The organism is Microbacterium murale, from assembly GCF_030815955.1.
In the GTDB taxonomy this organism is placed as follows: Bacteria; Actinomycetota; Actinomycetes; order Actinomycetales; family Microbacteriaceae; genus Microbacterium; species Microbacterium murale_A.
Genome location: NZ_JAUSXK010000001.1, coordinates 2,589,414 through 2,610,128, shown reverse-complemented (window position 1 = coordinate 2,610,128; position 20,715 = coordinate 2,589,414). Strand labels below are relative to the sequence as shown.

Genomic DNA, 20,715 nt, shown 5'->3' with positions numbered 1-20,715 from the left:
TCCTTTCGTGTGTGGGTTCGTGTATCTAGTGGGTCTGTGGAGCGATCGAGGCGACCGCCCACGCGGAGAGTGCGAAGTCGATGTGCAGTGCGCCGTCGTCACTGACGGTGAGAGTCCTCCGGTCCAGGCGGTCCGCGGTCTCGCGGAGTTCCGCAGTCTGCTCGCGGCTGAGATTGAGTGGGGACCCCATCCGATGCCATGCCTCGGCGACGTTTCCGTGCTCCCAATCGAGGATCTCAAGAGTGAACATGGCCCCCGGAGTCAGCCCCTCGAGCGTGTGCCGAATACCGCGCGGTGAACCGATGAGTGCCAGCTCACGGGTACTGCGATAGTTGGAACGCGACTCCAGGCCCGCGCCACCCATCTCATCCGGATAGTTGTAGAAGATCGCCGAGATGTCCCCAGTTCCCGAGGACCGCGTGATCGCACCGTAAGGCAGATCGTGGACGATCCGATCACCCAGCCTGTTGAGCATCGCCATGGCGTGGAAGGTCGGCTTGTGCAGTCCCTGCTCGTTCACGAACCCGAAGCCGCCATGGAAGGGGCCGATGCCGCCGCCGCCCTCTTCGAAGACGTCGGTGAAGGTCCAGTACGAGATCGATTCGGCCATGGATTCGCTTTTGAGGAACGCGCGCACGATGTACGGCGCCGCGAACAGCGTGTCATGAATCGCGTCGCGACTGGACGGTGAAGTCGACCATTCGGTGATGTGCAGTTCAACGTCCGGGTACGGGCTGTCCTCGATGATCGCCCGCATGAGCTCGAGGTCCTGACGGGTCGCATCCGCGTGGCGGGTGATCGCCTTGCCCCGTCCCGTCGAATCAGCGGCGTAATCGGTCGGGTACAGGTGCGTGGAGAGGAAATCGAGGGGCACGTCGCGCTCGGCGCAGTAGGCGAGGAACTCATGGATCCACACCGGCTGCCATTCCAGGCTGTCGGGGTCGGCTGTCTCGGCGGTCTCGACTTCCAGAGCCGGGTCGTGATACTCGCCGGCGTATCGCGCGTCGGGGACGAAGACGCTCGTGGACGGACCGCCCACTCTGATACCGGGGTCGATCGCCTTGACCGCCCTCGCGCTGGCCTCGTAGAGCTCGAAGTACTCCGTACGTGTGCCGGTCCAGAAGTGCGGTACGAGATTCGGCTCGTTCCACACTTCGAACGGCCACTGCCTGACCTCATCGATGCCGTAGCGGTCGATCCAGTGCCGGATCGTGGTCGTGACGAGTTCGACCCAGCGATTCATGTCGTTGGGAGGGCTGCAGTGCGCCTTCCACCAGAACAGAGTCTCGGTCTGCGTAGCCAGTGCACGCGGCATGAATCCGAGTTCGACGAACGGTCGCGCCCCCGCATCGAGGATCCCGTCGAACACCTTGTCGACGTAGGCGAAGGTGTACACCGGCTCGGGCAGCGGGGAGTACGGACCGAAACCGCCGCCGTTCTCGGTGCGATACACGAACATGTCATCGTGGAAGAGCCCGTGGAAGCGTACGTGCCTGACGCCCAGCACGTCGACGGCTTCGCGGAAGTGCGCCTGCCAGTCTGCCCGAAGCGCCTCATTGGCCCTGCCTGCGCCGACGCATTCGTTCCAGACGTGCCGCAGCACCCGCTCGGTCGCGGGTTCCCTGTCTGCCAGTACGGTAGACACCGACACATCAAGAACCATCGAGAATCTCCTTTGATCGAGCAAACAGCCTGAAATTACGAAACTGTTTCGCTAGGATTGAGTGCAGGTTCACGGTAGCGTGACCAGCCATTCAGTGTCGAGTTGGCAATATCACGGTTTGATAACGGCATAAGTTTACCGAAACAGTTTCGGAAGGATGAAGATGAGTTCCAGCTCGGCCATGCCGCGCAAGGCGACACTCTCCGATGTGGCCACCGCATCAGGAGTGTCGAAGGCGACGGTGTCCAAGGCGCTCAACGGTCGCGACGATGTGTCGGCGGAGACCAGGGAGCGCGTGCTCGCTGCAGTGGCCGAACTCGACTACCGGCCCACGACGTCACCGGCCGCCGACGGGCGGCGCGCGATCGCCGTCGCCTTCGACATCCCCGCATCGCCGTACATCCTGAACGTCCTCCAGGGTGTTCTCGCCTCGGCCACAGACAATCGTCTCGACCTGTTGACCCGACTGGCCCCCGATCGCACGGTGCGCACCCAGCGGGCTGTCGCGCACGCGTGGATCGCCGACCAGCGTGCCGCCGGCGTCATCGGCGTCGTCGGGTTGACCCTGTCCAGGCCTGATGCGCTGCTCGACGCCGCCGCCGAGGCGAAATTGCCCTTCGTGATGGTCGACCCTGTCGACACTGCGCATCGACGGCTGGTGAGCATCGCGTCCAGCAACTGGGCGGGCGCAAGGGCGGCGGTCGACTACCTGATCTCACTCGGTCACCGCCGGATCGCGTGGATCGGCGGCCCTGAGTCATCGGTCGCCGCCCGAGATCGTCTGTACGGCTACCGCGCCGCGCTCGATGCTGCGGACCTGGAAGCCGATCCCACCATGGCCGTGTCCGATCAGTTCGACGTGGCTGCCGGCGCGCGGCACGCCCGTGAGATGCTGACGACATCACGCCCCCCGACGGCGATCATGGCTGCAGACGACGAGATCGCCGTCGGTGTGCTCGCGACCGCGCGCGAGCTCGGAGTACGGGTGCCGGAAGACCTCAGTGTCATCGGGTTCGACGACACGCCGCAAGCTCCCTGGACGACGCCGCCGCTGACCACCGTGCGGCAGCACCTCGAAGATATGGGCCGCATGGCAGTGCAGACCGTCGAGTCTCTCGCAGCAGGGCAGCCGCCGGTCTCACGTCATGTCGAGTTGGCGACGACCCTCACGATCCGCGAGACGGTGGCGCCTCCGGCGGAGTGAGCGGCTTCGCTACCCGTTGAGGGAGAGCGTCGAACGACTTGGAGCGGTCGGACTCGGATCGTGGGGAGTGACCGTCGGGGATGACGCGACTGCGGTCGAGAAGCGCATGCGAGCCGATCCCCGAGACGTGTGCGGCCAGGACCTCGCCACATGGCAGCATCGATCTTGCCGCAAGCTACCCGCGCGGTACGGTGAACCTGTGCCTCCTGGTCGAAAGTTTCCTGCCGCTACGAGGTCGACTGCGGCTCGCGCAAGGTATGCCAAGCGTAGAAAGCAGCGACTGGCACGCGTGGACAACGACCTCACACCCGCGCAATGGGCGGATGTCCGCGAGGCGTGGGGCGGTTGCGCGTACTGCCAGGCGGTGGATGCTGCCGTGCAGCGGGATTGCATCATGCCAATTTCGCGGGGTGGCCGCTACACCTTGGAGAACGTGGTTCCGGCCTGCGCGTCATGCAACGCGAGCAAACACAACGGCGAGGTCACCGCGTGGCTTCGCCGAAAGAAGCTGGACGAGCGAACCTTCCTCATCCGCCACGCAACGATCCTGAACGAACTCCTCTCCAGGCACGACCAGGACGGCGCGTGAACACGCCAACCTGTCGGCTGGGTGTGCAGTAGTACCAAGACGTCAGCGCGACGGCATCGGGGACGAGTTACCGTGCGCGTCGCATATAGAAGGCGCGACGAACACGGTGGAGCTGGGGCATGACGGCGTAGATGACGATGGGCACCGCGATCGTGACGAGAATCAGCGTGCGCCAGACCATCGGGATACCGCCGAGCAGTTCGCCGAGAAAGAGATTGAGGATGGTGAGAGTGGGGAAGACCGCGATCCAGATCATGAGCGCGAGCTGGTGCTTCGACGGAGGCGGAATCGGTACCGGAGCAGTGGGGATCTGGCCGGCAGCGGGCGGGGTGTCGAACTTGTTCATGGGATGAGACTCTCGCCTCTATACCTCTAATGGCAATTTAAGTTGCCGAAACTGGGAAACTCCGTTCATACTTGGGTCGTGGACGGGACCGGGATACACGCGGCGCTGGACGCCGTCGGGCCCCGATTGAAGTGGTTGCGGGTGCAGCGAGGGATGACGTTGACCGCGCTCGCGGATGCGACGGGAATCTCCAAGAGCACGCTCTCCCGCTTGGAGACCGGGCAGCGCAAGCCGAACCTGGAACTGCTGCTTCCCCTGGCGCAGACGTACCGGGTGCCACTGGACGAACTTGTCGGAGCGCCCGAGGTGGGTGATCCGCGGGTCCGGTTGAAGCCGCGCCGTGTCCACGGCCGCGTGGTCATCCCGCTGACGCCGCAGCCGGGTTCGGTACAGGCGTGGAAGATCCTGATACCGGGCAGCCAGGTCGAACCCCGACCGCGTACGCACGAGGGATACGAATGGCTCTACGTGCTGAGCGGAACGATGCGCCTCCTCCTCGGCAGCCATGACCTGAGGTTGAGCGCGGGCGAGGTAGCCGAATTCGACACCCATGTGCCCCACTGGTTCGGAAGCGCCGACGATAGACCAGCTGAGGTGCTCAGCCTATTCGGACGTCAAGGCGAACGCGCACACGTTCGCACTGGCACCGAACACGACTAGTCCGATTGCAGCGAATGTCCGAGTCGCGGTCGGGGACGTTGAGGTTCCAGATCGAGTACCGCCCCTACGGGAATACTGTCGGCGTGAATCGAAGCACGTTCGTTTCCCGCGGCACGAACCCAACGGATTCATACAGTCGCAGCGCAGACTCGCGCGACGGCCTCGACGTGAGATCGAGGGTGCGGAGTCCGCGATCGGCTGCAAGCTCCGTCATCCGCACGAGCAGCGCTCGTGCAATGCCCCTCCCCCGCATCGCCTCATCGACGACTACGTCGTCCACGTGGCCTCGCCATCCCGACGGGAGCGGGAATGTGACGAGCGTTGCCGCACCGACTATTCGGCCGGCGTCCCGCACCACAAGCACCTCAGTTGCATCATGGGTGATGATCGTCGCGAGGCGGGATCGATCGAATGTCGCCGTCGTCGACAGCTGCCCGAGCAGATGCTCGATGTCGGTCGCGTCGGCATCGGTCATGGACGAAAGGACCTCGACATTGGGCAGCACGCTCATCTCGACAACATAGCGACACAGCTCCTGTCCGATCTCACGAAAGTTGTCAGCCACTGAGACATGACATTCCCGAAATGCCGCGTGACTGATGCGCTGCCGGGAGTCCAGGTTGTCTCACGAAAGCTGTCGCTAATCGCGTTTCATTCAGACCTGCCTGAACGTTGAGCGGTTTCGACGTAGCGGGTTGGAGCACGGGGGTCGGAATACGCGCGGTCGGCGCGTTGCGAGGTCAGCTGGCAACATCAGCACTTTTCTTGCGAGCGGCAAGGGGAAGCCCGCGATGTCGGACATATGAGGGATCGTGGTGACTATGAGCTGATCAGGATCGCGAGGGAATGCTATGACCGGTAACGACGAGCCCGAAGGGCATTCGTCCTCCGATGGCGTTCCTACTCTCAGCGCGTGGGCAACGGATCAGGCCTGGCTTGCGGAGGCGGACCGCGATCGCGCCGAGGAACGATTCGACCGGCTCGCTGGAGACCGCGACCTCGCGACCGCACTTCAGGCCAGCGGATACCGTGGCCGGAACTATGAGTTATTCGCGAACGAGATCGCAAAGTACGGGTGGGCTGTCATCCGCGGATGGATCTACAAAGGGCAGATTCGTGGCGAGGTGAAGCGGAAAGGTTTTGGCGCACTGGAGCCAGAGCCCCGCCCGGGTTCGATGATCGAAGAGGCCGAGAGCCTGGCGGATGAGACGATCGTTCTTGCCCTCACCGCGTTTCGAGACAGGGTGCTCGTTCCGGGTAATTGGGACCCCGCCAAGGGTGCTTCCTTGCGTACGTTCTTCGTGGGCCAGTGCCTGCTGCAGTTCAGCAACGTCTACAAGCGTTGGCGTCGGGAAGAGCTGCGTTCGTATACGGAGCCGCAGGCTCCGCCGCCCGCGACGGCCTGGGCTGACGACTTCGAGGAGGGGCCGTCGACGCCTGCGGCTCCCGATGCGAGCGAGGCGGCGCACATCAAGGACGAGCTGCGTCGTGCATTCGGAAGCATCAAGGACGAGCGTGCCCGCTCAGCGTTTTATCTGAACGTGACGCACGGTTTCACGCACGCCGAGATCGGCGAGAAGCTCGGCATGACCGCGAAAGCGGTGGAGTCTGCGATCGCGCGCGCACGTCAGCAAGTACGAGAGAACCGGGAGTCCGCATGAGCAATGAATTTCGGGGCAAGATTGAACGCTCGTCGTTCGGGACGCAGAGCGCGAAGGCGGCACGCCGAACCGTTCCCGCCAGTAAGGCGCAGTCGCTCGTCTCGCGATCGATGACGGGCAAAATTCAATCGAGGCAGTTGAAGGGCCGCGAGGGGAAGTGACCAGCGGCGGACATATACCGAAACGTCGGGATCACAACTGAAAAGAGCCGCCCCGCGGCAACGGGACGGCTCACAAGCCCTGAGAAGGTCAGGTCTCATCCAGAGCACTGACTTTACAGGAGTTGGCAGCCGCAGACTAGCGGCGCTCCATCTCATGGCACCCCGGCACCAATCAGTGAAGGAGTTCCCATGGGAACTGTTCGTCGCTCTGCATCCACCGGTCGTTTCGTCTCCAAGGCCGCTGCGGCCCGCTGGCCCGGAAAGACCACCACCGAACGTGTCGGTTCCGGCACGAGCAACTCGACGACGGTGCACCGTTCCGCGTCGTCGGGCCGGTTTGTCACCGAATCGACTGCCAACCGAAACCCGAGCGGCACGATCAGCCAGCGCGTCTGATCGAATTTGAGGGCCTGCACGTGTTCACACGTGCAGGCCCTCGTCGTCTTGGTCGACGGGTCGTAGCGGGTAGCTCACGGCCGTCATCGAACGCGCGTCGTGCTCCCATGCCTGGGTTGCCATCTGCGCGGCGTCCCACGGGAACCGAGCGGAGGCGTACGACAGGTCACGGTCACTCATCGCAGCGACGTCATGCGGTGATGCACAGAGGTCGGGTAGGTGTCGACGCGCTTGGAGATCTCTGCGCCGCGGGTGCCGACGAGTTGCGCGCCGAGCAAACCGCCGCCCTGGGTGTCGCCTGTGACCTGGATGCTGATGGGCGTCGCGCCTGGGTAGTAGCGCTTGTGGTCGTCCGCGATCGCCGTGTGGCTGTGCGGTGTGAAGCCAGCCGCAGCAGCTTCATGATCGAGGAGGCCTGTTCGAGCTGCCACGACGTCGAATACCTTGACCACCTGTGTGCCGAGGCTTCCGGCGGACTGCGCGTCGCTGCCGATCGCGTTCTCTCCGGCGACGCGGCCCTGCTTGTGGGCTGTGGTGCCGAGCGGGAGGTAGGTGACCCCCAGGAGGCGGTGATGGGTGACAACCCCGTCGCCGGCCGCCCAGACGTGCGGCAAACCGGTGCGCATCCGCTCGTCCACGACCACAGCGCCACCCGCGCCCGTGGACGCGCCGGCCGCGGAGAGAAGACTGGTGTTGGGGCGCACGCCGACGACGACGAGCACCACGTCAGCGGTGCGAGAGAACGCTTCACCATCGCGGGTATCCACAGCAGCGATTCGTCCTGCGTCGCGTGCGACGGCTTCGACTCGACGTGATGTCAGACGTCGGACGCGTCGGGCTGCGGGATCCACGAGCGCAGCTGCACGAGCACATCGGTGGCGGTGGGCAGCGTGCGAATCTCTCTCTGCAGTTCACGGGCGCTCGAGCGGTAGCGATCGTCGGCGAGCACCGAACGCACCGCGTTCTCTGCATCGCGCACCTCGTCGATGGTGACGGCGACCCCGCGCTCCTGGAGGCGTCGGGCGTTCCAGGGCTGATCGGCGAGGAGCGGATGGATGACGACGGGCACTCCCGCCGAGAGCGCGGCGAGCACGGTGCCGGTACCGCCGGCACTGATGATCGCGTCCACGTGCGGCAGGAGCTCGCTCAGCGGCGCGAAGCCCACCCATCTCTCGTGCGCACGGTCTCCCGCGGGGGTGGGGACATCGCGCGGCGTCGTGACTATCGCCTCGGCTCCGGCTCGCACGGCGGCGCCGGCGAGCGGTCGGATGACATCGAGATCGGTGACGACCGTCCCCATGCTCACGAGCACGCGCGGACGCCCCTCCGCTCTGGGCGAGAAGAGTGAGGCTTCGCTCTGCTCCGCGTGGACGGCGGGCCGAATCGGCAATCGATCGGCCGCATCCGATCGTTCGGCGTCGGCGAGGAGCGTCTCGGGGTAGGGGTCGACGAGTGCCGTGCGCGGTGCGCGCACGGCACCGGCGCAGGCGATGACGACATCCGCCCTGGCCGCAATCGCTGCCAGCATCTCCGGCGGCACCGGCCCCGTCAGCGCGTGGGCGACGTGCGGCACCCCGAGCACGCTCGCGATGAACGGGCCCACCTCGTCGAATGCCTCGGCCACGATGAGATCCGGCGCGAAGGAACGGGCCGCGTCGAGGGCACCGTCCGCTGCGGCACCCTCGACACGGATGCCCCCGAAGAGTTCGATCGTCGCCGCGCCGGGCTGCGTGCCGTCCTCCCCCGGGAACTTCTCCGCCGCCTGGGCGAGAGCTTCCGCCATCGATGGGCCGTGCTCCAACACGGTCCATCCGGGCACGAAGGCGGCTCCGCCGCGTCCGGTGAGGATGGCCACGTCGTCCCCGGCGTCCACGGCGGCGTCGGCCAGGGGGAGTATCGGAAACAGATGACCGCCAGCGGGTGCGGCACAGAACAGGATACGCATTCGGACAGTCCACATCGTGTTGTCGGAACAAGGTCAAGTGCGACCGCGGGCGCGCCGCTCCCGCGGTCGCTGACGGGCGCCTCAGCTGCTGCAGACAAAGCGTCTGGGTTCATGCTGCGGCGACCACCGCTACTGAAGGACAGGCTTCCCAAGACTCCGGTCCGAGCGACCCGTGCACCCGAGAGGGGAGCCGCTACTCGAGCTGGAGCGACCTCTGGAGGTCGTCGCGCATACTGTTCCTCACCGATCATCGTGATGAGATCGCCACAGCGCTCGGCGCCTGCTGCCACGGCATGGCGACTCCTTGACAGGTCAGCGGGGACGACGTTCTGCGATGCCGTGCAAGCTCTGCCAGTCGTCGGGCCGCCAGTCCGCGGGTGGGGTCGTGATCGGTCCGGTGCGCCGGGTCCGGAACCACACCACGATGGTGGCTGCGATGAAGATGAGGGCCGGAAGAATAAAGCTGACGGCGATCATCGAGTTGCTCCCCGAGCGGTCGCTGGCGCCGCTCAGGTCGCCGCTCGTGCCGACGGCGAAGACGTAGTTGAGGGTGTTGAAAGCCACGTGGAGCACGATGGCGATCTCGATACCCCCCGAGCGCCAGGTGATCAGGCACGTCGTGATTGCGAGCAGGAAGTACCATACCCACAGCCACGGGTCCATCGCCAGATGAAGCGCGGCGAAGGCGAAGCCCGTGACGGCGATGCCGAGAACGAGCGACGTGCGCGGTCCACGCCCCCAGCTGCTCGCTACTCGGAACACGAGCCCTCGCAGCCCGAACTCCTCGGCCGTGGCCTGTAACGGCACCAGGAGCAGCGTTCCGGCGAGCATCCAGAGCGCCTCGCTCTGGACCCACACCACCGACTCGGTTGGAAGCAGGAAGCTGCCGACCACGTTCATGACGATAAAGACCGGCACGACGATGAAGAGAGCGCGGGTGAAGAGGCTGAATCGGAAGCGTGAGAAGACGGAGTAGAAGGACGCGAAGGGCACGCCGTAGAGCCAGCGCTGGATGAGCGCGCTCAACGGAATCAGCAGGGCGTTCGCGAACATGCCCAGGATGTGCATCGACGGGGTGAGTCCCCCTCGGCCCTCAGCCGTCGGGGGGATGCCCACAGCCTGGTCGAACATTCGCGCCAGGAGAACGGATCCGAGGATGCCCGCCCACATGCCGCCGAGGAGCAGCACAATCGCGAGGATCCCCCGGCCGACGCGGCGCTTCTCGCCGGCCAAGGTGCGGTGATACTCGACGCCAGGCGGGACGGCCCGTCCGCGTTGAGAGGTCTTATCTGGACGGAAAAGCCTGCCCCTGTCGATGACAGGATGCGGGTTGTCTCGATGCATAAACCCAGCCTCGGCAGCCGCGCGCCGCGACAGTAGTGTCAGATGTCATCAGACCATCCGGCACGCGCGAGCGGATCGGTCGCCGAAGTCAGAGCCAGCCACGATCGGCGGCGAGGTGAGCCGCACGGTAGCGCGTCGAAGTGCCCGTCTTCTGCATCGCGCTCGACAGGTAGTTCCGGACCGTTCCCGGCGCGAGATGCAGGGTGCGCGCGATCTCTTTGACCGAATAGCCGCCGTAAGCGGCGCGCAGGACGTCCGTCTCGCGATCGGTGAGGGGCGAATCGTCTACGACAGAGACCTCTAGCACGTCACGACCGATCCAACGCCCGCCCGCTGATATCTCGCGGATCACGACAGCGATCTCCTCCGGCTCGGTGTTCTTGCTGAGGAAGCCGCGCACGCCGAGTCCGAGCGCCCGCCGAAGCACCCCCGGGCGGGCATGCCGCGTGAGCATCAGAACAGGTTGGTCGGGTATGTGCTCTTTGATCCGTGCGACAGCCTCGAGCCCGTCCATCTCCGGCATCTCCAGGTCGATGACGACGACGTCGGGGGTGAATCGAAGCGTGGCCGCCACGGCTGCGGCGCCGTCCGCAGCCTCGGCGACAATTTCGATCGTTCCGTCCGACGGGAGCAAGATCGCGAGAGCCGAGCGCAACAGGTGCTCGTCGTCGACGAGCACCACCCGGATGACATCATCGGCCGTCATGACCTCACCTCGTCGAGACGGTCGGGGGAGAAATCTGCACGAACGACGAACAGGTTCGGCTCGCGCGTCACTGTCATCCTGCCCCCCGCGGCCCCCACTCGCTCTCGCAGTCGCGCGAGTCCATGCTCCGGACCAGTTGAAGCCTCGGCAACGCCGTCGTTCGCCACTTCCACTATCAGCGCGGATGCTGTGATGGTAACCATGGTGGGTTGCGCATGGCGCAGCAGGTTGGTCGTCGCCTCGCGCAGCACATGAGCGAGAATCGGCGGGGCTGAGGCCCCCTCGGCCAAATCGACGTGTGTGTCCACGGCGATGCCGGCCGACTGGCAGAGGCGCTTCGCGTTCTCGAGTTCCACAGCGAGGTTGAGCTCGTATCGGTTGACGGTCATGGCGCGCGTCTCCGAGATGGTTTCGCGAGCCAGGCGCTGGATCTCGAGCATCTCGGATTCTGCGCGCTCCGGATCGTCACGCACCATCTGGCGCGCAACCGCGGATTTCAGTTTGATCACGTGAAGAGACTGCCCCTGAATGTCGTGCAGATCGTTGACGAACCTGGCCCGCTCCCGTGCGACCGCCAGCTGGGTCTCCATCTCTCTCATGCGCTCGAATCGTTGCGCGATCGACCAGGCCCGTTCGCTAATGACGATCACCGCGGCGACGAAGAGAACACCGAGAGACGGCAGCAGAAGATAGGTCGCCGCCCGCTGTGTGGTGAACGGGTGGAAGACGAACGCCGCCGTGCCCATCGAGGCCACTGCAAGCGCGAAGAGCCCGATCCACAGGAATCGTCGGCGAACGCGCGCGAGCATCAGAGCGCCGACGAGGGCGAGCGGGAAGAACCCCAACGGGCTCGTCGTTAACGCAGCGCCGGCGACCCACGCCATGGCTGTCACGACAACCGCGAACACCGATCGGGGCGGGTAACCATCGAGATTCCACTCGCGCAGCACACCGAGCACAAGCAAGAGGCACAGGGCGGTAACGAGACCTTCCCCCCAGCTTCTGGTCGTCAGAGCCACTCCGAGCAAGGTCAGCGGCGCGATGGTTAGTACGGCAGTGACCATCGCATGCCGTCGCATTCGCGACGCCATCGGATCCTCGCTGGAGATCGACTCCTCGATCATCACGTCTCGCTTCGCACCCGTCTCCTCATCGCACCCCGGACCGCGATCTTCCCGATCACGGCTGCGACCAGAACCGCCAGCACCACCCACTGGATCACGCCGTTATCCAGGAAGAAGTCCCCCACTCCCCCGGGAAGCGAAGCGAACAGCCCGATCCCGTAATAGTAAAAGGCGACGTAGGAAGAGAACACCACAATCGCCAACACCATGACCACGTTCAACAAGACATCCAGTATTTTCACCATTCCAGCCTCGCGGGCCGGCCGCTCACGCGACAGTGGCAAGCATCATCACTTCTTGTGACAAGCGTCACTACCACTCTGCCCGTGCCCGTCCGACGCTCTCCGGATCGACGTCGCCTCAGATGTGCTCGACCCGTCAAGACGTCGGAAGGACCGGAGGCTCCGCTTGACCCTGTTGCGAGAACAGGGTGTGGTCTGGACGTCATGAAGAAACATTCCCCTCGGCGACCGCTCCAGCGTCGCCTGTACGCAGCACTCGCCGCGGCGGTATCCGTCGTCTTCGCCGCCACGGCGTGCACCCCCGCAACCTCGACGCCTGAAGCCTCGTCAGATGCAGAGCTTGGGCGATTCTACGAGCAGCAGCTGACTCTGGAACCATGCGAGCTGCCGGGCTTCCTCCCTGAGAAGGTCATCGCGGGGGAATGCGGACATGTGCAGGTACCACTGGACTATGAGGATGCTGACGGGGAGTCGGCGCAGATCGCGGTGTTCCGGGTGCCGGCGCGCGACGACGAACCGATCGGCTCCCTCATAGTCAACCCGGGAGGACCGGGGTTCCCCGGGGTTGGATACGCGGCACAACTCGCCGATATCTGGGGAGACAATGCCCTGACCGAGCAGTTCGACATCGTCGGCTTCGATCCGCGCGGCACGGGAGCCACCGTGCCCGCGATCGATTGCTATAGCGACGCGGAACGTGACGCGGGGGCCGGAAGTGCGAGCCAGCTGTCGTACACGGGAGTGCGCCCTCTTGTGGAGGCGTGTGCCGAGAGCGTCGGGGGTGAACACGCGCTGGCCCACCTCGGTACCCGCGATGTGGCGCGCGACATGGACGTCATCCGCGCGGTGCTCGGCGATTCCGCCCTCTCATTCGCAGGCTCGAGTTACGGCACGCGACTGGGCGCCGTTTACGCGGAGATGTTCCCCGACAATGTGCGAGCTCTCGTTCTGGACGGTGCGATGGATCCGCACGCGACCACTTTCGAGCGTCGCGAGCAGCAGTGGGCAGGCTTCCAGGCGGCCTTCGAACAGTTCGCTACCTTCTGCGCCCAGCAAGAAGAGTGCGCGATCGGCGACGATCCGGCCGTGGCCACCGCGGAGTACCAGCGACTGACTCGCCCGCTCGTCGACTCGCCGATCATGACCGCCTCCGGACGCGAACTCACCTTCGCCGATGTGAGCGACGCGATGGTGACGGGGTTCTACAGCTCCGAGACCTGGCCCGTGATGACCCAGGGCCTCTCCGCACTCGCGCAGGGAGACGGAACCATCATGCTCGGCATGCGGGACTTCTACCTCGGTCGCACCCCAGAAGGCACGTACGACAACGGCACCGAAGCGACCCTGGCGATCAACTGCCTGGACGAGGACCGCTTCACCCCGGCCGACCTCGCTGAGTTGGAGCGAACGGCGCTCGATGCGGCACCGTTCCTCGACCCCGGAACCCCCGTCCGCGGAACAACAGACCTCTGCGAGGGATGGCCCGTCGAGCCGACGCTGGGCTTCCCATACGCCGATAGCATCCAGGGGCTGCCGCCGACCCTCACGGTGTCGGTGACCGGCGACCCTGCAACACCGCACGCTGGCGGCATCCGACTCGCGGAGACTCTCGGAGGATCGCTGCTGACGGTCGTGGGAGACCAGCACGGCGCGCTGCTGTCCGGCAACGACTGTGTCGAAGAGGCGGTCGCGACCTATCTGATCGACCTCGAGGTGCCGGCCCGCGATGCCGAATGCGCACTGGCACCTGTAGGCGGATGAGCGGGATCGCGCCCCGCGGGCGAGGCACCCGCGATAATCGGGTCATGCCTTGGAGCACGAGCGAACTCGCCGCGCTCGCGGGGACGACCGTCAACGCCATCCGCCACTACCACCGCGTAGGGCTGCTAGATCAACCCGAGCGTCGCTCCAACGGTTACAAGAGCTACGGAGCGACGCATCTGCTGCGACTGCTGCAGATTCGTCGGCTGCGCGAGATCGGCGTACCCCTCGACCGGATCGAAGAGGTGGCGTCGTCTGAGCGACCGCAGGAACCCCTCAGAGCGATCGACGCAGAGCTCGACATCGAGATCAAACGATTGAAGCAAATGCGCGCTGATATCGGCGCAATCCTCGACGGTGGCTTCTCGGCGTGGCTCCCCGTCGAGTTCAAAGACGTCGCCGACCGACTCTCTTCGGCCGAGAAGGCGGCGCTCCTCCTGTCGACGCGGCTGTATGACGATCGGGCCTTGGCGGATATGCGCCAGATGCTGCTCGATGAGGCAGGCCGGTCGGATGAGGCCGCCCAGGAGTTCGACGCCCTCCCGCCGGATGCAGGCGAGGACGTCCGCGGCCGCCTTGCCCAACGCTTCGCCCCCGAGCTGGCCCTGGTGTTCAGCAGATACCCGTGGCTCACGGATCCTTCTGGGCACATGAGCGTGCCACGCGGCGCCGCACAGGCTGCGTTGGCCGAGACGATGAGCACGCTGTACAACCCCGCGCAGCGCGATGTCATGGCGCGGGCGATCGAGCTCGCGCGGGCCGAAGGCGGCGCGAACGCGCAGGCCTGAGGCCCGTGCCAGACGCCTGCCCGAACAGTTGAGGCCTTGCGAATAAATCTGTGCCCGTCCATGTTAGATGTGTACTGAACGGTCCTGAAGTCTGAAGACAGATGGGAATCGGCCTCACTTGCGGGCGTCCGCGAGCGAGCACGCCGCAGCGGAAGTGCCGCCGGCTTCGCAATGAAGGAGAAGGATAATCATGAAAGCTGCTGTCATCACCTCGTTCGGGAATCCCTCGGTACTCCGGGTCTCGGATGCTCCGCGACCAGATCCCGGTCGAGGTCAGGTACTGGCTCGGGTTCACGCTGCCGGGGTGAACCCCGCGGAGATCCTCGCGCGTGCCGGCGCCTTCCACCTTCAGGCACCTGCCATCATCGGATTCGAGTTCGCCGGCGTCGTCGAGGCGGTCGGCCCAGGCGTCGACGAGGACCTGGTCGGCAAACGCGTTGCTGGGTGGCCGGATTCCGCTACCCAAGGCTCCTACGCCGAATACACGGTCAGCAGCAACTACACGACGATCCCCGACGGCGTTTCCTTCGAGGACGCCGCAGCCACCGTCATCGGCGCCGACAATGCGGCACGAGCACTGGGGCTCCTACATCTGCGCGCGGGTGAGACGCTCGTGGTCACCGGCGCAAGCGGCGCATTGGGCAGTGCCGCCGTACAGTTCGCGCGACATCAGGATGTGACGGTGATCGGCGTCGCGAGCGAGGCCAACGCCGACTTCGTCAGGAGCATCGGTGCCACCCCCGTCGCCCACGGTCCTGGCCTGGTCGGTCGCATCCGCGCCGCAGCGCCCAGCGGGGTCGACGCCGCACTCGACACCGCGGGCAAAGGTCTGCTTCCCGACCTCGTCGAGGTCCTCGGCAGTCCCGACCGGATGGTGACGCTCGCCGACCGCGACGCGGCCCGACACGGCGTTGAGTTCAGCGCGGGACACAGTGGCAACCGGGACCACCGCCCCGTCCGAAAGGCCCTCGAACTGATCGCCGCGGGCGAATGGACCACGCGCATCGGCCGAAGCTTCCCGCTCGCCGACGCCGCGGAAGCCCATCGCCTCGTCGCCACCGGCCACACCGGCGGCAAAGTCATCCTCATTCCCTGACTCTTCACGCCATCAGGGTCCGCCGAGCCACACCCGCGTGTGGGGGCAGGGTCCCCCACACGGCAACACCGGGACGCCTCAACAGCGACCCCGCAACATCCGAGCGCTAGTGCCTTCCCAACAACAATCGAAATGGAGAATCCGAAATGCCTGCAGTTCTCGTCCACGGTGTACCCGATACCCACCGGCTTTGGGACACCGTTCGTTCTCATCTTCACCGCGAAGATATTGTGACGATCGATCTCCCGGGGTTCGGAACGCCCCTGCCAGCGGGATTCACGTCGACGAAAGAGGAGTATCTCGACTGGCTCATTCAGCGCATCGCAGAGATCGGCGAACCCGTGGACCTCGTCGGTCATGACTGGGGATCTCTGCTCACGGGCCGTCTCGCGTCTGTCCGACCGGACCTGGTGCGAACCTGGACGGGCATCAGCGGGCCCATCGATCCGGAGTATCCGTGGCACTACCTCGCCAAGATCTGGCAGACGCCAGGCGAGGGCGAGCAATGGATGGCGGACCTCGACCTCGACGAGTTCGCAGCAAGCCTCATCGAGGCGCAGATGCCGCGCGACGCGGCACACGAATCAGTGCACCATCTCGATGCCACCATGCGAGCAAGCATCCTCGCCCTCTACCGCTCCGCGATCGAGGTCGGGGCGGAATGGAAGCCGGGCTTGAGCAACGTCACCGCGCCAGCGCTCGTGATCTGGGGCCTGGACGACCCCTTCCTTCCCCACCGCTTCGCCGACGAACTCGGCAATGCCACACGGGCACGTGCAGTCTTCAAGCTGCGCAGCTCACACTGGCCGATGATCGAGCGTCCGGCCGACGTCGCGCGCGAACTCGAGGCCCACTGGGCTCACGCGTAACACCTGCGCCACTCGGGCTCATCCGCTCGCGGCCGCTACGCGAACGACATCGATTGCTCGCTCGCGATGGTGAGCCCGAGTGGCCGCGCAGGTGCCTGTACAGCGAACCGTCCGTGACGCAACAGGGCAACCTTGCCCCGCCACACAAGGCAGGAGAGAACACACATGACAGATTCAGAGAACGGGCGGATCGGCGTCGGCATCATTGGCGCGAGCGCCGATGGGGGCTGGGGCGGAATCGCTCACGTCCCGGCGCTGCGGGCGCTCGATGCGTTCCAGATCCGCGCCGTCAGCACTACTCGTATGGAGAGCGCGAACGAGACCGCTCGCCGGGTCGGCGCCGACCTCGCCTTCGACACACATCAGGCTCTGGTCGCGCGGCCGGAGGTCGATCTGGTGGTCGTCGCAGTCAAGGTGCCCGATCACAAGCAGATCGTCACCGACGCGCTGACCGCAGGCAAGATGGTCTATTCCGAATGGCCGCTCGCACGAGACCTGGCGGAAGCCGAAGAGCTGGAGGGGTTGGCCCGCGAGCGAGGGCTGCGGACGGTTGTCGGGCTGCAGGGCGGCCTGCACCCGCCGATCCGCTTCCTCCGCGACATCATCGCGCAAGGCGTCATCGGCACACCGCTCAGCACAAGCATCCGAGCGCACCTGACCGACGACATGTGGGTGGGGCGATATGACACATCGGTTGAGTACATGGCTCGCGCCGAGAACGGCGCCACCCTGCTGAGCATCATTCTCGGCCACTCGCTCGAACCGCTCGCCCACGTGCTCGGCACCTTCCAGAGCGTGTCCGCCGTCGTCGCTAATCAACGCGGCGACGGCATCCGCCTCACCGACGGCGCGCCGCTGCCGAAAGACTCCCCCGACGAGATCGTCGTCGCCGGCGTTCTTGAAGGCGGGATCATCGCTTCACTGCACTACAGCGCCGGGCAGCCCGCCGGCGCGACGACGGTATGGGAGATACAGGGCACCGAAGGCAGCCTGCACATCGAGTCAGCATCGGGCTACATCCACTTCACCGACTTCACCATCGCACTGCGCCGCGGAAGCGAGCCGGTCGAAGCGCTACAGGTTCCCTCCGCCTATGCAGTGCCGGACCTGCACCTCGACGCACCCGCGGCAGGGGTCGCCCGCGTCTACGCCCAACTCGCCGCCGATCTCCGCAACGGAACCGACGGTGCGCCGGACTTCACCGTCGCGCTCGAGCGCCACCGAGTGCTCGACGCGATCACACGAGCCGCTGAAACGGGTCAACGCCAGCACCTGTCCCGCCCTCCATTGCAGTGAACTCCGCTCTCGGCAACCTCAGGAGTGGTCTGGCTAGACGACCTCGAGCGATACCCGCCGTGTCGCCGCCCCTCAGTCGGGACGCAGCCATGCCTCGATCGGATCGACAATGCGGCCAGGGTCGCGGCGAGCCCACAAGAAGTGGTCCGAGGCGCCGCCGACGACGTGCATCCTCGTCGTCGTGGTCGGTGGTAAGCGGTGGGCTAGAGCGTCGACAGCCTGGGCGGGGATCATGCGGTCGCCGTGTATCGACACGAGTGCGGTACGCGATCCCAGGGCGGGTAGGAGCGACTCGTAATCCGTCGGGTCGCCATGCAGGAGGTATCGCCCGGTCCGCGCTTCGTGCGCCCAATCGCGCATGAGAAAGCCCGGCTGACGGCCCGCGAAGCCGAACCGATCTCCCGGCCAATATCCGAACGACCGTGTGGCGAAGAGAACGAATGCCGCCTGGGCTGCGCGCTGCCACCGAGCGAGACGGGGCCCGTTCCGGTGAGCGGCACTCGAACCGCTCGCGATGGTCACGATAGCCCGAGGAGTTACGTGTCCCGCCGCCGTGGCAAGAACAGCGATCTGCCCGCCGAGCGAATGGCCCACGACGATCGGGGGTCCGTAGGAGTTCGCGAGTGCGAATACGGCGGGGAGGTCGTGGCGGATGAGAGTGCTGTACCCGAATGCAGATTCACGAAGCGTCCGTGCCGCGGCGTTCGGCGTTCCGCGCCATTCGAGGGCGAAGATCCGGCGAGAGCGCGACCAGGTCGACAGCAGCGGCTGATAGTAGGCGAGGGGGACGCCGAGGGCTGGTAGAAAGACGAGAGGAGCTCCACTTTCAGTTGCGTCGCCATATTCCTCCACCGTGAGCTGCTCACCGCCCATGGACAGGATGACGTGATGTCGCGGCACCAGGACCCTTCGAGAATGGGGCTCGTATATCGTCTGGCACCGGGGCGCGGAGCCTGCCGAAAGGTGTCGATCCCGACAAGCGTTGACCCGCCGCGGGGGTGCGCATGAGCAGACACTCAACAAACGACAGAGGCCGCTGTTGAGCGGTTCGCATCCGCGGGGATCGACGACGAACCGGTACCTCTCAGTTGTCGGACCAGTCCACGCCGTCCAGTGCCTGATCGGCGACGCGAAGGAGTTCTGCCTCTTCCTTGCCTGTCGCCGCCTGCACCGCGATACCGTACGCGACCGTCATGATATACGTCGCCAGCACGCGTGGATCCACGCTCTCCGGCAGGTCGCCCTCGGCGCTCGCGCGCAAGAAACGCGACTCGAGACGCACGCCGGCATCCTTTCGCCAGTCGACGAGCACCTGCCGCGCGGTGAGCGCGCCGTCGCCGACGGACAGAGCGCCTTGCACGCCGAGGCAACCGTGGGGCGTCTCGGGGCGTGTGCTCGCCACAGCCGCACCGCGAAGGATCGACTCGGCCACTCCGCGCGCGGTCGGCTCCGACAACGCGCGGAAGCCGTAGGAAGCGGGGCCCTCGGTATAGCGATCGACGACCTTGCGGAACAGGTCTTCCTTGCTCCCGAATGCCGCGTACATGCTGCTGCGCGTGATCCCCATCGCGTCCGTCAGGTCTGTCAGCGACGCGCCCTCGTACCCCTTGGCCCAGAACACGCGCATCGCCCGCTCCAGCGCAAGGTCCACATCGAACTCACGGGGTCGGCCGAGCTTGGCCTGTGATGTTGACATGCCACGATTATCCTCCTCTCCAGACCGACCGGTCCAAATATCGCCTGCGGGTCGGCGGGCCGCGCCGTTATTGGCGGCGACCGCTCCGAGCGGCCCCGTCGACACGCGCTACAAGCCGGCTGTTATGCAGCGCGTGCTCGAAGCCCGGCGTGAGGAACGTGTTCTGGTCGATGTCTCGCGCGAGACTGGCATACACCTCCCCCACATTGATCGACGCTCCCTCCCAGAACTCTGCGGCGGTCGGCCCGACCCCGGAGGCCACCGGCGCGTCGGGCGCGTCGAAGTCGACACTCGCTGTCAACGCGAGGTCGCCCACCTGAACACCGCCGGGGTGATCGCCCTCGAGCGTAAGCCACCCCTCCGCGCCGCGCACCTCCAACGCGAACCGAGAGTCCTCGATCGGTACGCCGGCGAGAATCTGCACCGACACGGGAGCACCCGAGCTCGTCTTGGCGATCAGATCGATGTGGTCGTCGATCTCCCGTTCTGACATCTCGCCGGAATCCGTGAGCGTGACCTGCGGCCAGAGCCTCTCCGCACGCGCGTCGACCTCGGTGATCCGTCCCAGCACGGTTTCGATCACGTCGAGGACGTGCGCCGTTGTGATCGTGAGGAAACTCGCCCCCGCGTCCTGTTTGTTGAAGTAGTCGTACGCCGTTATCGACTCCGGGCCGTACCCGAACGTCGTCGCGTGCACGCGCGCCGAGAGAACACGTCCGATGCGTCCCTCACTGATGATCTGGGCGGCGCGGCGCACGGAGGGGTTCATGCTTCCCTGCAGACCGATCGCGGTGTGCAGAGAAGCTGCCGTGGAGGCCATCTCCTCGGTCTGGGCAAGGTTGGCGCCCAGGGGGGACTCGGAGTACACCGCCTTCCCAGCAGCGAGCGCCGCCATCACGAGATCCCGATGCGCCGGGACCCTCACCGCGACCGTGACGAGGTCGACATCTGGGTCGGAGATGAGCGCGTAAGGGTCGGCGAACCACCGCCGCGCCCCGAACACCTCTGCGGCCCGCTTGGCCGATTCCTCGCGGCGGGTCGCCACAGCCTCCAACACGAACCGGGGCTGGGCCGCGAGTGCGGGAATGTGGGACGCCCCGGCCCAGCTCGCGGCGGTATCTGCGCCGATGATTCCGACACGAATGGGGGTGTCGCTCATAGTCATCCA

The 20,715-nt window shown here is 65.7% G+C and carries 23 protein-coding genes; 10 read left to right on the top strand and 13 right to left on the bottom strand.

The features are described 5' to 3' along the window. Positions 1 to 25: 25 nt before the first annotated feature. Positions 26 to 1,663 (bottom strand): GH39 family glycosyl hydrolase, encoded by a 1,638-nt coding sequence (locus QFZ46_RS12735; RefSeq protein ID WP_307362029.1) that lies wholly within the window; start codon positions 1,661 to 1,663, stop codon positions 26 to 28. A gap of 163 nt (positions 1,664 to 1,826) precedes the next feature. On the opposite strand from QFZ46_RS12735, the gene QFZ46_RS12730 reads away from it, so the two are divergent. Both QFZ46_RS12730 and QFZ46_RS12725 read left to right on the top strand, forming a co-directional pair. Continuing rightward, complete coding sequence (locus QFZ46_RS12730) at positions 1,827 to 2,867, top strand: LacI family DNA-binding transcriptional regulator (protein WP_307362027.1); 1,041 nt, start codon at positions 1,827 to 1,829, stop codon at positions 2,865 to 2,867. Between the two features lie 289 nt (positions 2,868 to 3,156). After that, complete coding sequence (locus QFZ46_RS12725) at positions 3,157 to 3,456, top strand: HNH endonuclease (RefSeq protein ID WP_307362024.1); 300 nt, start codon at positions 3,157 to 3,159, stop codon at positions 3,454 to 3,456. Positions 3,457 to 3,523: 67 nt separating this feature from the next. On the opposite strand, the gene QFZ46_RS12720 is transcribed toward QFZ46_RS12725, so the two are convergent. Next, positions 3,524 to 3,802, bottom strand: a complete 279-nt coding sequence (locus QFZ46_RS12720) for a hypothetical protein (RefSeq protein WP_307362023.1) — start codon at positions 3,800 to 3,802, stop codon at positions 3,524 to 3,526. Positions 3,803 to 3,880: 78 nt separating this feature from the next. On the opposite strand from QFZ46_RS12720, the gene QFZ46_RS12715 reads away from it, so the two are divergent. Further along, positions 3,881 to 4,462 (top strand): helix-turn-helix domain-containing protein, encoded by a 582-nt coding sequence (locus tag QFZ46_RS12715; protein ID WP_307362022.1) that lies wholly within the window; start codon positions 3,881 to 3,883, stop codon positions 4,460 to 4,462. A 64-nt stretch (positions 4,463 to 4,526) separates the two neighbouring features. Here QFZ46_RS12715 and QFZ46_RS12710 read toward each other — a convergent pair whose 3' ends face one another. Continuing rightward, a complete protein-coding gene (locus QFZ46_RS12710) occupies positions 4,527 to 4,973 on the bottom strand; it encodes a GNAT family N-acetyltransferase (RefSeq protein WP_307362019.1) in 447 nt (148 codons plus the stop codon). A 340-nt stretch (positions 4,974 to 5,313) separates the two neighbouring features. Between QFZ46_RS12710 and QFZ46_RS12705 the strand changes: the two genes are divergently transcribed. Together QFZ46_RS12705 and QFZ46_RS12700 are read left to right on the top strand one after the other, a co-directional pair. After that, positions 5,314 to 6,123: an RNA polymerase sigma factor gene (locus QFZ46_RS12705; RefSeq protein ID WP_307362018.1), complete on the top strand. Its 810-nt coding sequence runs from the start codon at positions 5,314 to 5,316 to the stop codon at positions 6,121 to 6,123. A gap of 350 nt (positions 6,124 to 6,473) precedes the next feature. Continuing rightward, complete coding sequence (locus tag QFZ46_RS12700) at positions 6,474 to 6,680, top strand: ABC transporter ATP-binding protein (RefSeq protein WP_307362015.1); 207 nt, start codon at positions 6,474 to 6,476, stop codon at positions 6,678 to 6,680. 24 nt (positions 6,681 to 6,704) lie between these two features. On the opposite strand, the gene QFZ46_RS12695 is transcribed toward QFZ46_RS12700, so the two are convergent. The 7 genes from QFZ46_RS12695 to QFZ46_RS12665 form a co-directional block, all read right to left on the bottom strand. Beyond that, entirely contained in the window at positions 6,705 to 6,860 is a 156-nt protein-coding gene (locus tag QFZ46_RS12695; protein ID WP_307362013.1) for a hypothetical protein, read from the bottom strand. Then, positions 6,857 to 7,531: an FAD-dependent oxidoreductase gene (locus QFZ46_RS12690; protein WP_307362010.1), complete on the bottom strand. Its 675-nt coding sequence runs from the start codon at positions 7,529 to 7,531 to the stop codon at positions 6,857 to 6,859. Before QFZ46_RS12690 ends, QFZ46_RS12695 begins: the two co-directional genes overlap by 4 nt. Beyond that, positions 7,498 to 8,625, bottom strand: coding sequence for a glycosyltransferase (locus tag QFZ46_RS12685; RefSeq protein ID WP_307362008.1), 1,128 nt, complete (start codon positions 8,623 to 8,625; stop codon positions 7,498 to 7,500). Before QFZ46_RS12685 ends, QFZ46_RS12690 begins: the two co-directional genes overlap by 34 nt. Positions 8,626 to 8,937: 312 nt before the next feature. After that, positions 8,938 to 9,858 (bottom strand): CPBP family intramembrane glutamic endopeptidase, encoded by a 921-nt coding sequence (locus QFZ46_RS12680; protein ID WP_307362006.1) that lies wholly within the window; start codon positions 9,856 to 9,858, stop codon positions 8,938 to 8,940. 199 nt (positions 9,859 to 10,057) lie between these two features. Next, positions 10,058 to 10,675 (bottom strand): response regulator transcription factor, encoded by a 618-nt coding sequence (locus tag QFZ46_RS12675; RefSeq protein WP_307362004.1) that lies wholly within the window; start codon positions 10,673 to 10,675, stop codon positions 10,058 to 10,060. Beyond that, positions 10,672 to 11,799, bottom strand: coding sequence for a sensor histidine kinase (locus QFZ46_RS12670; RefSeq protein ID WP_307362002.1), 1,128 nt, complete (start codon positions 11,797 to 11,799; stop codon positions 10,672 to 10,674). The genes QFZ46_RS12675 and QFZ46_RS12670 overlap by 4 nt, the downstream gene beginning before the upstream one ends. Next, positions 11,799 to 12,083, bottom strand: a complete 285-nt coding sequence (locus QFZ46_RS12665) for a hypothetical protein (RefSeq protein WP_307361999.1) — start codon at positions 12,081 to 12,083, stop codon at positions 11,799 to 11,801. The genes QFZ46_RS12670 and QFZ46_RS12665 overlap by 1 nt, the downstream gene beginning before the upstream one ends. Positions 12,084 to 12,245: 162 nt before the next feature. Between QFZ46_RS12665 and QFZ46_RS12660 the strand changes: the two genes are divergently transcribed. The 5 genes from QFZ46_RS12660 to QFZ46_RS12640 all read left to right on the top strand — a co-directional run bounded on the left by QFZ46_RS12660 (position 12,246) and on the right by QFZ46_RS12640 (position 17,851). Further along, positions 12,246 to 13,802 carry an alpha/beta hydrolase gene (locus QFZ46_RS12660; protein ID WP_307361997.1) on the top strand — a complete coding sequence of 519 codons (1,557 nt, stop codon included), beginning with the start codon at positions 12,246 to 12,248 and terminating at the stop codon, positions 13,800 to 13,802. 44 nt (positions 13,803 to 13,846) lie between these two features. After that, the gene (locus tag QFZ46_RS12655) at positions 13,847 to 14,590 is read left to right on the top strand and encodes a MerR family transcriptional regulator (protein ID WP_307361995.1); all 744 of its coding nucleotides are present in this window, start codon (positions 13,847 to 13,849) and stop codon (positions 14,588 to 14,590) included. A 190-nt stretch (positions 14,591 to 14,780) separates the two neighbouring features. Next, on the top strand, positions 14,781 to 15,686 hold the full coding sequence (locus tag QFZ46_RS12650; RefSeq protein ID WP_307361994.1) for an NADP-dependent oxidoreductase: 906 nt from the start codon (positions 14,781 to 14,783) through the stop codon (positions 15,684 to 15,686). A 146-nt stretch (positions 15,687 to 15,832) separates the two neighbouring features. Then, positions 15,833 to 16,555 carry an alpha/beta fold hydrolase gene (locus QFZ46_RS12645; protein ID WP_307361992.1) on the top strand — a complete coding sequence of 241 codons (723 nt, stop codon included), beginning with the start codon at positions 15,833 to 15,835 and terminating at the stop codon, positions 16,553 to 16,555. A gap of 165 nt (positions 16,556 to 16,720) precedes the next feature. Next, on the top strand, positions 16,721 to 17,851 hold the full coding sequence (locus QFZ46_RS12640; RefSeq protein ID WP_307361990.1) for a Gfo/Idh/MocA family protein: 1,131 nt from the start codon (positions 16,721 to 16,723) through the stop codon (positions 17,849 to 17,851). Positions 17,852 to 17,923: 72 nt separating this feature from the next. Here QFZ46_RS12640 and QFZ46_RS12635 read toward each other — a convergent pair whose 3' ends face one another. The 3 genes from QFZ46_RS12635 to QFZ46_RS12625 all read right to left on the bottom strand — a co-directional run bounded on the left by QFZ46_RS12635 (position 17,924) and on the right by QFZ46_RS12625 (position 20,706). Beyond that, positions 17,924 to 18,751: an alpha/beta fold hydrolase gene (locus tag QFZ46_RS12635; RefSeq protein ID WP_307361988.1), complete on the bottom strand. Its 828-nt coding sequence runs from the start codon at positions 18,749 to 18,751 to the stop codon at positions 17,924 to 17,926. A 184-nt stretch (positions 18,752 to 18,935) separates the two neighbouring features. Further along, complete coding sequence (locus QFZ46_RS12630) at positions 18,936 to 19,547, bottom strand: TetR/AcrR family transcriptional regulator (RefSeq protein WP_307361985.1); 612 nt, start codon at positions 19,545 to 19,547, stop codon at positions 18,936 to 18,938. A 67-nt stretch (positions 19,548 to 19,614) separates the two neighbouring features. Next, positions 19,615 to 20,706: a Gfo/Idh/MocA family protein gene (locus QFZ46_RS12625; RefSeq protein ID WP_307361984.1), complete on the bottom strand. Its 1,092-nt coding sequence runs from the start codon at positions 20,704 to 20,706 to the stop codon at positions 19,615 to 19,617. Positions 20,707 to 20,715: the final 9 nt, after the last annotated feature.

Coding starts and splice junctions, on each gene's coding strand:
- QFZ46_RS12655 (WP_307361995.1), top strand. CDS start 13,847: ATGCCTTGGAGCACGAGCGAACTCGCCGCGCTCGCGGGGACGACCGTC.
- QFZ46_RS12645 (WP_307361992.1), top strand. CDS start 15,833: ATGCCTGCAGTTCTCGTCCACGGTGTACCCGATACCCACCGGCTTTGG.
- QFZ46_RS12630 (WP_307361985.1), bottom strand. CDS start 19,547: ATGTCAACATCACAGGCCAAGCTCGGCCGACCCCGTGAGTTCGATGTG.
- QFZ46_RS12720 (WP_307362023.1), bottom strand. CDS start 3,802: ATGAACAAGTTCGACACCCCGCCCGCTGCCGGCCAGATCCCCACTGCT.
- QFZ46_RS12640 (WP_307361990.1), top strand. CDS start 16,721: ATGACAGATTCAGAGAACGGGCGGATCGGCGTCGGCATCATTGGCGCG.
- QFZ46_RS12660 (WP_307361997.1), top strand. CDS start 12,246: ATGAAGAAACATTCCCCTCGGCGACCGCTCCAGCGTCGCCTGTACGCA.
- QFZ46_RS12685 (WP_307362008.1), bottom strand. CDS start 8,625: ATGCGTATCCTGTTCTGTGCCGCACCCGCTGGCGGTCATCTGTTTCCG.
- QFZ46_RS12675 (WP_307362004.1), bottom strand. CDS start 10,675: ATGACGGCCGATGATGTCATCCGGGTGGTGCTCGTCGACGACGAGCAC.
- QFZ46_RS12700 (WP_307362015.1), top strand. CDS start 6,474: ATGGGAACTGTTCGTCGCTCTGCATCCACCGGTCGTTTCGTCTCCAAG.
- QFZ46_RS12695 (WP_307362013.1), bottom strand. CDS start 6,860: ATGAGTGACCGTGACCTGTCGTACGCCTCCGCTCGGTTCCCGTGGGAC.
- QFZ46_RS12735 (WP_307362029.1), bottom strand. CDS start 1,663: ATGGTTCTTGATGTGTCGGTGTCTACCGTACTGGCAGACAGGGAACCC.
- QFZ46_RS12670 (WP_307362002.1), bottom strand. CDS start 11,799: ATGATCGAGGAGTCGATCTCCAGCGAGGATCCGATGGCGTCGCGAATG.
- QFZ46_RS12730 (WP_307362027.1), top strand. CDS start 1,827: ATGAGTTCCAGCTCGGCCATGCCGCGCAAGGCGACACTCTCCGATGTG.
- QFZ46_RS12710 (WP_307362019.1), bottom strand. CDS start 4,973: ATGAGCGTGCTGCCCAATGTCGAGGTCCTTTCGTCCATGACCGATGCC.
- QFZ46_RS12625 (WP_307361984.1), bottom strand. CDS start 20,706: ATGAGCGACACCCCCATTCGTGTCGGAATCATCGGCGCAGATACCGCC.
- QFZ46_RS12705 (WP_307362018.1), top strand. CDS start 5,314: ATGACCGGTAACGACGAGCCCGAAGGGCATTCGTCCTCCGATGGCGTT.
- QFZ46_RS12650 (WP_307361994.1), top strand. CDS start 14,781: ATGAAAGCTGCTGTCATCACCTCGTTCGGGAATCCCTCGGTACTCCGG.